The 12669-nt window shown below is 60.5% G+C and carries 12 protein-coding genes and 1 other RNA gene; 4 read left to right on the top strand and 9 right to left on the bottom strand.

Translation table 11 applies throughout. The annotated features are described in order from the left end of the window. Position 1: 1 nt before the first annotated feature. From mraY to rsmI, 9 genes are all read right to left on the bottom strand, one after another. Positions 2-1084, bottom strand: a complete 1083-nt coding sequence (mraY, locus tag J4E42_RS20915; protein WP_008037292.1) for a phospho-N-acetylmuramoyl-pentapeptide-transferase — start codon at positions 1082-1084, stop codon at positions 2-4. Continuing rightward, a complete protein-coding gene (gene murF, locus J4E42_RS20920) occupies positions 1084-2451 on the bottom strand; it encodes a UDP-N-acetylmuramoyl-tripeptide--D-alanyl-D-alanine ligase (RefSeq protein ID WP_207286074.1) in 1368 nt (455 codons plus the stop codon). Before murF ends, mraY begins: the two co-directional genes overlap by 1 nt. Continuing rightward, complete coding sequence (locus tag J4E42_RS20925) at positions 2444-3907, bottom strand: UDP-N-acetylmuramoyl-L-alanyl-D-glutamate--2,6-diaminopimelate ligase (protein ID WP_008025973.1); 1464 nt, start codon at positions 3905-3907, stop codon at positions 2444-2446. Before J4E42_RS20925 ends, murF begins: the two co-directional genes overlap by 8 nt. Beyond that, positions 3907-5646 carry a penicillin-binding protein 2 gene (locus J4E42_RS20930; protein ID WP_177318160.1) on the bottom strand — a complete coding sequence of 580 codons (1740 nt, stop codon included), beginning with the start codon at positions 5644-5646 and terminating at the stop codon, positions 3907-3909. Before J4E42_RS20930 ends, J4E42_RS20925 begins: the two co-directional genes overlap by 1 nt. Beyond that, on the bottom strand, positions 5646-5939 hold the full coding sequence (gene ftsL, locus J4E42_RS20935; protein ID WP_032828607.1) for a cell division protein FtsL: 294 nt from the start codon (positions 5937-5939) through the stop codon (positions 5646-5648). The genes J4E42_RS20930 and ftsL overlap by 1 nt, the downstream gene beginning before the upstream one ends. Continuing rightward, positions 5936-6883: a 16S rRNA (cytosine(1402)-N(4))-methyltransferase RsmH gene (gene rsmH, locus J4E42_RS20940; RefSeq protein ID WP_404943254.1), complete on the bottom strand. Its 948-nt coding sequence runs from the start codon at positions 6881-6883 to the stop codon at positions 5936-5938. Before rsmH ends, ftsL begins: the two co-directional genes overlap by 4 nt. Then, entirely contained in the window at positions 6880-7335 is a 456-nt protein-coding gene (gene mraZ, locus J4E42_RS20945) for a division/cell wall cluster transcriptional repressor MraZ (RefSeq protein ID WP_008025967.1), read from the bottom strand. The genes rsmH and mraZ overlap by 4 nt, the downstream gene beginning before the upstream one ends. Before the next feature lie 353 nt (positions 7336-7688). Continuing rightward, an RNA gene (gene rnpB, locus J4E42_RS20950) (RNase P RNA component class A) lies at positions 7689-8042 on the bottom strand. A gap of 75 nt (positions 8043-8117) precedes the next feature. Beyond that, positions 8118-9023: a 16S rRNA (cytidine(1402)-2'-O)-methyltransferase gene (gene rsmI / locus J4E42_RS20955; protein ID WP_162130705.1), complete on the bottom strand. Its 906-nt coding sequence runs from the start codon at positions 9021-9023 to the stop codon at positions 8118-8120. Positions 9024-9199: 176 nt separating this feature from the next. On the opposite strand from rsmI, the gene J4E42_RS20960 reads away from it, so the two are divergent. The 4 genes from J4E42_RS20960 (at position 9200) to J4E42_RS20975 (ending at position 12646) form a co-directional block, all read left to right on the top strand. Beyond that, positions 9200-11011, top strand: a complete 1812-nt coding sequence (locus J4E42_RS20960; protein WP_008037284.1) for a penicillin-binding protein activator — start codon at positions 9200-9202, stop codon at positions 11009-11011. Then, positions 11011-11373: a YraN family protein gene (locus tag J4E42_RS20965; protein ID WP_008025963.1), complete on the top strand. Its 363-nt coding sequence runs from the start codon at positions 11011-11013 to the stop codon at positions 11371-11373. The genes J4E42_RS20960 and J4E42_RS20965 overlap by 1 nt, the downstream gene beginning before the upstream one ends. Positions 11374-11477: 104 nt before the next feature. Continuing rightward, entirely contained in the window at positions 11478-12071 is a 594-nt protein-coding gene (locus tag J4E42_RS20970; protein ID WP_008025961.1) for a phosphoheptose isomerase, read from the top strand. Then, on the top strand, positions 12068-12646 hold the full coding sequence (locus J4E42_RS20975; protein ID WP_008025960.1) for a BON domain-containing protein: 579 nt from the start codon (positions 12068-12070) through the stop codon (positions 12644-12646). The genes J4E42_RS20970 and J4E42_RS20975 overlap by 4 nt, the downstream gene beginning before the upstream one ends. Positions 12647-12669 lie beyond the last annotated feature (23 nt).

Here is a 12669-nt window from a genome sequence, read left to right on the forward strand (position 1 = left end):
TCTACCTCAGCTTCAGGGTGGCAAGGCCGACCAGCACGAGAATCACGGTGATGATCCAGAAACGGACGATCACGCGCGGCTCGGGCCAGCCCTTGAGTTCAAAGTGGTGGTGAATCGGTGCCATGCGGAACACACGGCGACCGGTCAGTTTGAAGGAGGCAACCTGAATGACGACTGACAGGGTCTCCATCACGAACACGCCGCCCATGATGAACAGGACGATTTCCTGACGGACGATCACCGCGATGGTGCCCAGGGCCGCGCCCAGCGCCAGCGCGCCGACGTCGCCCATGAAGACTTGTGCCGGGTAGGTGTTGAACCAGAGGAAGCCGAGGCCCGCACCGATCAACGCACCGCAGAACACGATCAGTTCACCGGCGCCGGGTACGTACGGGATCAGCAGGTATTCGGCGAATTTCACGTTACCCGACAGGTAGCAGAAGATCCCCAGGCCACCACCGACCATCACGGTCGGCATGATCGCCAGGCCGTCGAGGCCGTCGGTCAGGTTGACCGCGTTGCTCGAACCGACGATCACGAAGTAAGTCAGCACGATGAAACCTGCGCCCAGCGGAATGCTGTAGTCCTTGAGCATTGGCAGGATCAGGGTGGTTTCAACCGGCGTCGCGGCGGTCATATAGAGGAAGATCGCCGCGCCGAGGCCAAACACCGACTGCCAGAAATACTTCCAGCGGCTCGGCAGGCCTTTGGAGTTTTTCTCGATGACCTTGCGATAGTCATCGACCCAGCCGATGGCACCGAACAGCAACGTCACCAGCAACACGGTCCACACATAGCGGTTGCTCAGGTCAGCCCAGAGCAAGGTGCTGACGCCGATGGACGACAGGATCAGCGCGCCACCCATGGTCGGGGTGCCGGATTTGGACAGGTGCGATTGCGGGCCGTCGTTACGAACGGATTGACCGATCTGACGGTTCTGCAACGTGCGGATCATCCACGGGCCATAGCACAGCGACAAAACCAGCGCGGTCAGCACACCGAGAATCCCGCGCAGGGTCAGGTACTGAAAGACCGCGAAGCCTTTGTAGAACTGTTGCAGATACTCCGCTAGCAGCAGCAGCATTAATGTTTCTCCAGACTGGACCCGCACAAAGCGGCAACGATGTTTTCCATCGCAGCGCTGCGCGAGCCCTTGATCAAAATGGTGGTGTTTGTGTCTTGCTCGGCGCCGAGGGCCTTGATCAGTTCAGCCTGAGTGGTGAAGTGATAAGCCTGCTCGCCAAAAGCGTTTACGGCGTGAGTCATCAATGGCCCGACCGCGTAAAGCGCAGAAACCTTGCCACGGGCATACTCGCCCACGTCGCGGTGCCCCTGCTCCGCCCAGCCGCCCAACTCGCCGATATCCCCGAGCACCAGAACGGTGCGGCCGGAAAAGCCGGCGAGTATATCAACGGCCGCGCACATCGAGGTGGGGTTCGCGTTGTAAGTGTCATCGATCACGCGCATGCCATTGCTGGCCAGTTGCGCGACGGTACGGCCCTTGACCGGCTGCACCGCGCCGAGGCCGGTGGCGATGCCGGACAGCGACACGCCCAAGGCGTGAGCGGCAGCGGCGGCGGCCATGGCATTGGCGACGTTATGGGTGCCGAGCAGGTTCAGTTGAACGCGCTCCACACCGTCAGGGCTGTGCAGATTGAACGCCGGGCAACCGCGAGCATCGCGGTCCAGATCGCTGGCGTAGAAGTCGGCGCTGACGTTGCTCAGGGCGAAGGTCAGCACTTTGCGACCGGCGGCGCGGGTCTCCCAGATGTCGAAGGCCTTGTCGTCAAGATTGAGCACGGCGATGCCATCGGCCGCCAGCCCTTCAATTATCTCGCCCTTGGCTTCCACGATTTTTTCCGGCCCGCCGAACTCGCCGACGTGGGCGGTCCCGGCGTTGTTGAGCACGGCCACGTGGGGCTTGGTCATGCCAACGGTGTAGGCAATTTCGCCAAGCCGCGAAGCACCCAGCTCGATCACCGCGGCGGTATGTTCCGGCGCGAGTTCAAGCAAGGTCAGCGGCACGCCGAGGTCATTGTTCAGGTTGCCACGGGTCGCCAACACCGGACCGCGTGTGCGCAGGATGCTCGCAAGCATTTCCTTGACCGTGGTCTTGCCGCTGGAGCCGGTGATGGCGGCGACTGGGTGAGTAAATGCAGCACGGTTCATCGCACCCAGTTGCCCAAGGGCCTGACGGGCGTCCTTGACCAGCAATTGCGGCAGCCCACTGTCGGGCACTTCGCGCTCGACCAGGGCAGCCACCGCGCCTTTGTTCGCCACGTCGTTCAGATAGTCATGGCCGTCGAAACGCGGGCCGGTCAAGGCAATAAACAGTTGGCCCGGCTTGATCGCACGGCTGTCGATGCTGACGCCATCGAACGTGGCATCGGCGATGATCATGCGGCCATTCAGGGCGCCGGTCAGTTCGCTCAGTTTCAAGTGTTTAAGCATGAGCCACCTCCCACGCGGTCAGTGCGCGATCAGCCTCGACCAGATCAGAGAAGTCATGACGCTGGCCGTTGATTTCCTGATAGTCCTCGTGACCTTTACCGGCCAGGACAATCACATCATCCACCGAAGCACTGGCGATCAATTGCGCAATGGCCTGACCACGACCGGCGACGAACGTCACCTTATCCACGTTGGTGAAACCGGCGCGGATGTCATCGAAAATCACTGCAGGGTCTTCGGTGCGCGGATTGTCATCGGTGACCAGCACGCCGTCGGCAAGACGCTCGACCACTTCAGCCATCAGCGGGCGCTTGCCGCGATCGCGATCACCGCCGCAGCCGAACAGGCACAGCAAGCGACCTTTGGCGTGCGGACGCAGGGCCATCAATACTTTTTCCAGCGCATCCGGGGTGTGGGCGTAATCGACCACCACCAGCGGTTGAGTACCGCCGCCCAGGCGCTGCATGCGACCGGCCGGGCCTTCGAGTTTCGGCAGGACCTTGAGGATTTCGTCCAGCGCGTAGTCGAGACCGAGCAAGGCACCGACCGCTGCCAGGACGTTGCTCAGGTTGAAGCGACCGAGCAAGGTGCTGCGCAGATGATGCTCGCCTTGCGGCGTGACCAACGTGGCGCGCACGCCTTCGTCGTCGAACTGCGCTTCGCGGCAAAACAGGTAGGCGCTGCTGTCGAGCAGGCTATAGGTGATCAAGCGCGACTCGCGTTTTTCCGCCGCCAGTTGCCGGCCGAAATCGTCGTCGAGGTTCACCACCCGGCATTTCAGATCGTTCCAGTCGAACAGCTTGGCCTTGGCTTCGCCGTAGGCCTGCATGGTGCCGTGGTAATCCAGATGATCGCGGGACAGATTGGTCATCACCGCCACATCAAACGCCAATGCCGTTACACGGCCCTGATCCAGACCATGGGAAGACACTTCCATGGCCACGGCTTTGGCACCGGCCTTTTTCAGGTCGGCGAGGGTCGCTTGCACGGCGATCGGGTTCGGCGTGGTGTGCAGCCCACTTTCCAGCGCGCCGTAGAAACCAGTGCCCAGTGTGCCGACAATGCCGCAATGCTGGCCGAGCAAATCCAGTGCTTGCGCAACCAATTGGGTCACGCTGGTTTTGCCGTTGGTGCCGGTCACGCCGACCAGGTTCAGGTGGCGGCTCGGTTCGCCGTAGAAACGCCCGGCGATATCGGACAGCTGCGCCGCCAGGCCTTTGACCGGAATCAGCGGCACGTCGGTGATCGGCAGCACGGTTGCGCCTTCGACTTCATACGCCACGGCTGCAGCACCGCGCTGCAAGGCGTCGGCAATGTGAGCGCGACCGTCGAACTTGCCGCCAGGAACGGCAAGAAACAGATCACCAGCCCGCACATTGCGGCTGTCCAGTGTCAGCTCGCGGATCAACAGATCGCGGCCAGCGTGGGCGAAAATCTTGTTCAGGCTCAGAGACATCAGCCGCGCCCTCCATTGGCTTTCAGCGGAACAACCGGTGTTGCGTTGGCTTGTTGCACCGGCGGCAGGTTGTCCGGCGTGACGTTCATCAGGCGCAGGGTCCCGGACATCACTTTGCTGAACACCGGCGCCGATACCAGGCCACCGAAATAGCCGGCTTTGGTCGGTTCATCGATCACCACCACGATGGCGTATCGCGGATCGCTCATCGGGCCGAAGCCTGCGAACAGCGAGCGGTAGGAGTTCTCGGCATAGCCTTTGGTGCCGACCGACGTTTTACGCGCCGTACCGGACTTGCCGCCGACGTGATACGCCGGCACTTGCGCACGGAATACACCGCGCGGTGCTTCGATCACTTGTTGCAGCATGGTTTGCATGGTCTTGGCGACAGCTTCCGGCAGCACTTGCGTGGTTTGCGGCGCCTTGTCGGTCTTGATCAGGGTCAGTGGCGCGAGGCGACCGTTGTTGGCCAGGGCCGAGAAGGCGTGGACCAACTGGATCGCGGTCACGGAAATACCGTAGCCATAGGACAGCGTGGCGGTTTCAGCCTTGCGCCATTCGCGGTAGTTCGGCAGGTTGCCCACGCGTTCGCCCGGGAAACCCAGGCCGGTGTCTTGGCCGAGGCCGACTTTCTGCGCCAGGCGGAAAATGGTTTCGCCGCCGATATCGAACGCGACCTTGCTCATGCCGACGTTACTGGAGTTGATCAGAATGCCGGTCAGGTCGAGTACCGGACCTTCGGTCTTCGATACGTCCTTGATGGTGTACTTGCCAATCTGCAGGCTGCCCGGGTACACCTCGACGGTGTCGGTCGGTTTCCAGCGGCCGGTTTCGATCGCGGCACTCATGGAGATCGCTTTCATGGTCGAACCCGGTTCGAACACGTCGATCATTGCGCGGTTACGCATCATCGCCGGTTGCAGGTTGCGACGGTTGTTCGGGTTGTAGGTCGGCTGGTTGACCATGGCGAGGATCTCGCCGGTCTTCACGTCCATGATCACCAGGCTGCCGGCTTTCGCGCCGTTCTCGATGATCGCGTTGCGCAGCTCGCGGTTGGCCAGGTATTGCAAACGCAGGTCAATGGACAACGCCAAGGGCTTACCGGCCTTGGCGTTTTTGGTCACCTGAACATCTTTGATAAGTCGACCGCGCCGGTCCTTGATGACCTGCCGCTTGCCAGGGACACCGGCGAGCCATTCGTCATAGGCCAGCTCGACACCTTCACGACCGTGGTCATCAATGTCGGTAAAGCCGACCATATGAGCAGTCACTTCACCGGCAGGGTAGAAACGGCGGAACTCTTCGATGCCGTAGACGCCCGGCACTTTCAGGTCGAGCACGGACTGGCCTTGCTCAGGCGTCAACCCGCGCACCAGATAGATAAATTCTTTATTAGCCTGAGCTTCGAGACGTTCGGCGAGAGCTTTCGGATCCTGACCCAACGCGGCCGCCAATGCTGGCCACTTCTCTTTGGCCGTTTGCATTTCCTTGGCGTTGGCCCACAACGTGGTGACCGGAGTACTGACAGCCAAAGGCTCGCCGTTACGGTCGGTGATCAGACCACGGTGAGCCGGAATTGGAATATGACGAACGCTGCGCGCGTCGCCCTGGCCTTTCAGGAAGGCACGGTCGACCACTTGCAGGTCAATGATGCGCCAGCAAATTGCCGCGACCATGACGCCGAGCAAACCCACCACCAGGCGAAACCGCCATGGAAAGAGTGCGCCTTCGAGTTTCATCATGGCGCCACCATCTGCACGTCAGCGGCGCCAGGAATGTGCATCTTCAGTTGCTCGGTGGCCAGGACTTCGATGCGGCTGTGCGCCGTCCAGGTGCTCTGCTCGAGAATCAACCGGCCCCATTCCGCCTGCGCCTTGTCGCGCACGCTCAACTCGTTGTAAAGCGAGTTCAACAGCTGACGGTTCCAGTGGGCGCTGTACGACACGCCGATGGCCGACACGAGCACGCCAACAAACAGCAGGAGCATGAAAAAGCTTCCGCCGGGAAGTGGCTTGGCGAAAAGCTTGCTCACCGCAGCTTCTCCGCCACGCGCATGACGGCGCTACGGGAACGTGGGTTGGCTTTGAGTTCGGCCTCGGAGGCGGACTGTGCTTTGCCATGGATTTTGATTTTCGGTTCGAACGCGACGTGACGGACCGGCAGGTTGCGCGGCAGGTTGTCGGCTTCGCCTTTCACCAGCTTGCGCATGAACAGTTTGACGATGCGGTCTTCCAGCGAGTGAAAACTGATGACCACCAGGCGGCCACCGATTTCCAGGGATTCCAGCGCAGCTTCAAGGCCGGTTTCCAGATCGCCCAGTTCGTTGTTGACGTGAATACGCAGGCCCTGGAATGCACGGGTCGCAGGGTTCTTGCCCTTTTCCCATGCCGGGTTGGCGACTTTCAGGACTTCAGCCAGATCGCCGGTGCGTTCGAACGGCTTGATGTCGCGACGCTCGGCCACGGCACGGGCCATGCGGCCGGAGAAACGTTCTTCGCCGTATTCCTTGAACACCCGGGCGATTTCTTCCACCGGCGCGGTGTTGACGAACTCGGCAGCGCTGATCCCGCGGGACGGGTCCATGCGCATGTCCAGCGGGCCATCATTGAGGAAACTGAAACCGCGCTCAGGGTCGTCGAGCTGCGGCGAAGACACGCCCAGGTCAAGCAGGACGCCGCTGACCTTGCCGGCCAGACCGCGTTCGGCGACTTCCGAACCGAGCTCGGCAAAGCTGCGCTGCACAACGACAAAGCGGCCGTCTTCGGCCGCTAGCGTCTGCCCGGTGGCAATCGCTTGAGGATCCTTGTCGAATCCCAGCAACCGACCCTCGGGACCAAGCTGGCTGAGGATCAACCGGCTGTGTCCGCCGCGCCCGAACGTGCCGTCCAGATAGCAGCCATCAGGACGTACGGCGAGAGCCTCGACGGCTTCGTCAAGCAGTACGGTGATGTGGTTAAAGCCGCTATCAATAGTCACAGGATCAAATCACGCAGTTCATCAGGCATGGCGCCCGGTTGTTGAATAGCAGCCAGGTCAGCGGCAGAAACCGCATCCCAGGCATCCTCGTCCCACAATTGGAACTTGTTCAGTTGGCCTACCAGCATCGCGCGCTTATCCAGCCGGGCATATTCACGAAGACGCGGCGGAACCAGGAAACGACCACTGCCATCGAGCTCGAGGTCGACGGCATTACCAATCAGTAAACGTTGCAGGCGGCGGTTCTCTTCGCGAAGCGAAGGCAGTGCGCGCAGTTTGGTTTCAATAATTTCCCACTCATCGAGGGGGTAAACACACAAACACGGATCAACGGCATCAATTGTGACGATCAGCTGACCGGAACTACGCGAAACGAGCTCGTCACGGTACCGGCTCGGCATGGCGAGACGGCCCTTTGCGTCGAGACTGATAGCGTTAGCTCCGCGAAACACGTCAGCGTTTCTCCAAATATTAGCGTTTTGCGTTCAAAAAACCCACTTCATGCCACTTTCCACCACTTGCGCACACTATAGGAATGCGGCCACCGCACCGTCAAGGCGCGGATTAAAGGAAAACCCTTACAGAACTGAGATTTAGGAGCGTATTGGGAGGGGTAACGGCAATCTGGCGGATGAATTTGCTCGATAACTTGAATCAGCACAGAAGGCTGCGTTCAGAAGTTAAAGTAGTTTGTTAAGAGTAAGATTTTTTCGGTATTACAAAAGAGGTTATGCGATTGATTGTGCAGGAGGGAAATTGCCATTACGAGCGCCCTGCTCAACGATTCAAACAGGGAGGGAAAAAGGTGGAGAGTCGATCTGTAAGCCGGGTTCTGTCTTGAACAGTCATTCGTCTACGATGGCCATCACTGGACATCTTTAGCAACCTACCCGGTCCCAGCGCGGGCCACGCCTTGGGACCCTATTTGGTCTTGCTCCAAGTGGGGTTTACCTAGCCACGAACTGTTGCCAGACGTGCGGTGCGCTCTTACCGCACCTTTTCACCCTTACCGGCGCCGAAGCGCTTAGGCGGTTATTTTCTGTGGCACTTTCCGTAGGCTCACGCCTCCCAGGCATTACCTGGCACTTCGCCCTATGGAGCCCGGACTTTCCTCCCCCCCCTAATTTTCATAGAGGGCAGCGACTGTCCGATCGACTCTCCGCCGCGAAGGTTAACGGCAGAGCGGCCGAAGAACAAGCGTTAAACGCCATCAGCCACGCCTGCACGTCGGGATTTACTCGCCCTTCTGCTTATCCAGCGCGACCTGATACAGGACATTCTTGCGTTCGCCGGTAATTTGCGCGGCCAATGCTGCGGCCCGCTTGAGTGGCATTTCTTCGAGCAACAGATTGAGGATGCGCATGGCTTCACTGCTGACGGCATCCTCCGTCTCGGGGGCAGACCAGCCCGCCACCAACACCACGCACTCACCGCGCTGCTGATTGCTGTCCGACTCGACAAACTCGCGCAGCTCGGCCAATGGCAGGCCTTTCAGGGTTTCGAAGGTTTTGGTCAGTTCGCGCGCCAGCAACGCCAGACGCTCGCCACCGAAGACCAGCTCCATGTCTTGCAGGCATTCCAGGATCCGGTGCGGGGCCTCGTAGAAAATCAGCGTGCGCGGCTCTTCCTTTACCAGCTCCAGACGAGCCCGACGACCGACCGCCTTGGCCGGCAGGAAGCCCTCAAAGATAAAACGGTCCGACGGCAAACCCGCCGCCGACAGCGCCGCAATCAATGCACAAGCCCCCGGGACCGGCACGACGTTGATTCCGGCCGCACGGGCCTGACGCACCAGGTGATAACCCGGATCGGAGATCAGCGGCGTCCCGGCGTCGGAGATCAGCGCCACATCGTCACCGGCGAGCAGGCGGGTAATAAAGCGGCTACCTTCATCCCGCTCGTTGTGTTCGTGGCAAGCCGCCAGCGGCGTGGGGATGCCGAAATGCTGCATCAACCGCTGAGAATGACGGGTGTCTTCGGCAGCGATCAATGCCACTTCGCGCAGGATCTTCAGCGCGCGTGCACTGATGTCGTCCAGGTTGCCGATGGGCGTCGCCACCACATAAAGCGAGCCAGCAGCGGAATTCAAAGCACCTGGAGCAGTCAAAGCGCACACCTCATGATCGGTAAAAGCCGCCATTGTAGCGCGTAGCGACGATTGCGATACGCGCAAGCAACCCCGGGTTTTTCAGGCTACGGTGCAGTGCTGCAACATTTGTACGAGCTAAATTGATCGATTCACGCCAGTAGCATCGCGCCCCGGCCAGTGCTTGGGTACAATTCCACGCTTATTTGATCGAGTATCAGGAACACTACATGATCGCTTGCCTGCGGCTGTTCACTGCCCTCTGCCTCGCTGCCTTGCTGGCGGCTTGCGCCAGCTCGCCCTCTTCCAGCCTTGGCGAACTTCCACGGACCCCGGATGCCAGTATCGAGCAACTGCTCGATCAGGCCGCCAAAAGCAAAACGCCGGAACAAGCCGCGCTGTTTCGCCTGAGTGCGGCCGACCTCGCTTATCGTCAGGGTAATGCCGGCCAGTCCGCGCAAATCCTGCAACAAGTGCCGGTCGAGCAACTCAAGCCAGGCCAACAGGTCTTCGCCAACACGCTGGCGGCCGAACTGGCCATGACCCGCAATCAGCCGAAAGCGGCGCTGACCGCTTTGAGCCATCCAAGCCTGCAACGCCTGGGTGAATTGCCGGAGGAACAACAGATTCGCACCGGCACCGTGCATGCTCGCGCCCTTGAGGCCGATGGCCAGACCCTCGCCGCCGCACGGGAGCGTATTTTCATCGCGCCGATGTTGAGCGGTGAAGCGGCAGGCAAAAACCACGAAGCGATCTGGACCCTGATCGCTTCGCTGCCAACCGACCAATTGCAACCAACCACCAAGGACGACCTCGGTGGCTGGATGGGCCTGGCGCTGGCGGTTAAAACGGCCGGCACGCTTGAGCAACAACAAGCTGCGATCGACAACTGGCGCGCCCAGAACCCTAAACACCCGGCCGCCATTCAGTTGCCGCTGTCACTGACCAAACTCAAGGAACTGGCCAGCCAGCCTCTGAGCAAGATCGCCCTGCTGCTGCCGCAAGACGGCCCGCTGGCATCGGTCGGCAAAGCGCTTCGCGAAGGTTTCATGGCAGCGCACTACCAGGCTCAACAGGCCGGCCAGAAGCCGCCTGCCATCGAGTTCTATGACAGCTCGCGCCTGACTTCCCTTGACGAGTTCTATCGCAAGGCTCAGGCCGATGGCGTGCAACTGGTCGTCGGCCCGCTGGAAAAACCACTGGTCAAACAGCTCAGCACTCGCCCACAACTGCCGATCACAACCCTGGCGCTGAACTACAGCGAAGGCGAACAAGGCCCGGCCCAGCTGTTCCAGTTCGGTCTTGCCGCTGAAGACGAAGCCCGCGAAGTGTCCCGTCGCGCTCGCGCCGATGGCCTGCATCGCGCCGCGATCATGGTGCCGAAAGGCGAATGGGGCGACCGCGTACTCCGAGCGTTCAGCCAGGACTGGCAGGCAAACGGCGGCAGCATCGTTGCCACCGAGCGCGTTGATCAGCCAGTGCAACTGGCCCAGCAGATTGCCGACATGTTCCAGCTGCGCCAGAGCGAAGGTCGTGCCAAGAGCCTGCAAAGCACCGTCGGTTCGCAGGTCGCTGCCCAGCCTTCGCGTCGCCAGGACATCGAATTCATCTTCCTGGCCGCCACACCTCAGCAAGCCCAGCAGATCAAACCGACCCTGAACTTCCAATACGCAGGCGATGTGCCGGTTTACGCCACGTCCCACGTATTCAGTGCCAGCGGCGACGTGAACCAGTACAACGACATGAACGGCATTCGCTTCTGCGAAACCCCATGGTTGCTGGACGCCAATGATCCGCTGCGCAAGCAAGTGACCACACAATGGCCACAAGCCGCCGGCAGCCTGGGTCGTTTGTATGCGATGGGCGTCGACGCCTACCGCCTGGCTCCGCGCCTGGGGCAACTCAAGGCGCTGCCGGACAGCCGCATCGAAGGTCAATCGGGCAGCCTGGGCATGACTCAGAACCAGCGCGTCGTGCGCCAGTTGCCGTGGGCACAGTTCGCCAACGGCCAGGTTCAACGCCTGCCGGACACCCCGCGCTGATGCCTGACAGGTCACGCCAGCAAAGCGGTAAAGATGCCGAGCGCCATGCGCTCGAGCATCTGCAACAACAGGGTCTGCGCCTGCTGGCGCAGAACTGGTTGTGTAAACGCGGCGAGCTTGATCTGGTCATGCTTGATGGCGATACAGTAGTATTCGTTGAAGTTCGCTACAGAAAAAACACTCAATGGGGTGGCGCGCTCGATAGCATCGATGAGCGCAAACGGCAGAAACTGATTTTTGCCGCGCAGTATTTTCTTCAGCGCGAGTCGCGTTGGGCCAATTCCCCTTGCCGTTTCGACGTGGTTGCCATCGACAGCAGCCTCGATCAGTTGAACTGGCTGCAGAATGCCTTCGACAGCTGATCGCGTGCGTCCCGAACCGGACACTTTCACCCGACAATTTTGCTCTTTGCTTTGCGGGCTGCACATTCATGTGCCGAGTAGCCGCGCTAATTAAGGTCACACAGATGGACATGCAATCCCGAATTCGCCAGCTTTTTCAGGCCAGTATCGACACCAAGCAAATGGCGATGGACGTACTTGCACCGCACATCGAGCAAGCCAGCCAAGTGATGGTCAACGCCCTGCTCAACGAGGGCAAAATGCTCTCCTGCGGCAACGGCGGTTCCGCGGGCGATGCCCAGCATTTCTCGTCCGAGCTGCTCAACCGCTTTGAACGTGAGCGCCCGAGCCTGCCGGCCATCGCGTTGACCACCGACAGTTCGACGATCACCTCGATCGCCAACGACTACAGCTACAACGAAATCTTCTCCAAGCAGATCCGCGCGCTCGGCCAGCCAGGCGACGTACTGCTGGCGATTTCCACCAGCGGCAACTCGGCGAACATTATTCAAGCGATCCAGGCCGCACATGATCGCGAAATGATTGTCGTAGCATTGACGGGCCGCGATGGCGGCGGCATGGCGTCGCTGCTATTGCCCGAGGACGTCGAGATTCGCGTACCGGCCAACGTCACCGCACGTATTCAGGAAGTCCACCTGCTGGCGATCCATTGCCTTTGCGACTTGATCGACAGCCAACTGTTCGGGAGTGAAGAATGACCCCTAATCGCCTAGGCCTTCTGGCCTTGACCCTGTGCCTCGGCATCAGCGGCTGCACCTCGGTGGTGAATGCCAGCCGTGAAGCGCCGATCGATGATGACCGCGGCACACGCACCTTAGGCAGCAAGATCGACGACTCTCTGATCGACACCAAAGTCGGCGTGAACATCGCCAAGGCCGATCCGGCCCTGGACAACGATTCGCACATCGTCGTCACCAGCTTCAACGGCGTCGTACTGCTCGCCGGCCAAACGCCACGCGCCGACCTCAAGGCCAAGGCCGAACAGGCCGCTGCCGCCGTGCAGCGCGTGAAAACGGTGCACAACGAACTGCAGGTGCTGCCGCCCTCCGGTTTCCTCGCCCGCCAGAACGACACCTGGCTGACCTCCAAGATCAAGACCCAGATGCTCACCGATCCGAACATCCCGGGCTCGCGCATCAAGGTTGTCACTGAAAACGGCATCGTCTATTTGCTGGGTCTGCTGACCAAGCAGGAAGCCGCCCAGGCGACCAACCTGGTGCAGGGCGTTTCCGGCGTGCAGAAGATTGTGAAGTTGTTTGAGTACATCGACTGATACCTGTTGATTGGTGACGGCAT

Origin of the sequence: Pseudomonas sp. FW300-N2A2, from assembly GCF_017351735.1 — a bacterium.
Classification (GTDB): Bacteria; Pseudomonadota; Gammaproteobacteria; order Pseudomonadales; family Pseudomonadaceae; genus Aquipseudomonas; species Aquipseudomonas migulae.

Coding starts and splice junctions, on each gene's coding strand:
- mraY (WP_008037292.1), bottom strand. CDS start 1,084: ATGCTGCTGCTGCTAGCGGAGTATCTGCAACAGTTCTACAAAGGCTTC.
- murF (WP_207286074.1), bottom strand. CDS start 2,451: ATGCTTAAACACTTGAAACTGAGCGAACTGACCGGCGCCCTGAATGGC.
- J4E42_RS20925 (WP_008025973.1), bottom strand. CDS start 3,907: ATGTCTCTGAGCCTGAACAAGATTTTCGCCCACGCTGGCCGCGATCTG.
- J4E42_RS20930 (WP_177318160.1), bottom strand. CDS start 5,646: ATGAAACTCGAAGGCGCACTCTTTCCATGGCGGTTTCGCCTGGTGGTG.
- rsmI (WP_162130705.1), bottom strand. CDS start 9,023: ATGGCGGCTTTTACCGATCATGAGGTGTGCGCTTTGACTGCTCCAGGT.
- J4E42_RS20960 (WP_008037284.1), top strand. CDS start 9,200: ATGATCGCTTGCCTGCGGCTGTTCACTGCCCTCTGCCTCGCTGCCTTG.
- J4E42_RS20965 (WP_008025963.1), top strand. CDS start 11,011: ATGCCTGACAGGTCACGCCAGCAAAGCGGTAAAGATGCCGAGCGCCAT.
- J4E42_RS20970 (WP_008025961.1), top strand. CDS start 11,478: ATGGACATGCAATCCCGAATTCGCCAGCTTTTTCAGGCCAGTATCGAC.
- J4E42_RS20975 (WP_008025960.1), top strand. CDS start 12,068: ATGACCCCTAATCGCCTAGGCCTTCTGGCCTTGACCCTGTGCCTCGGC.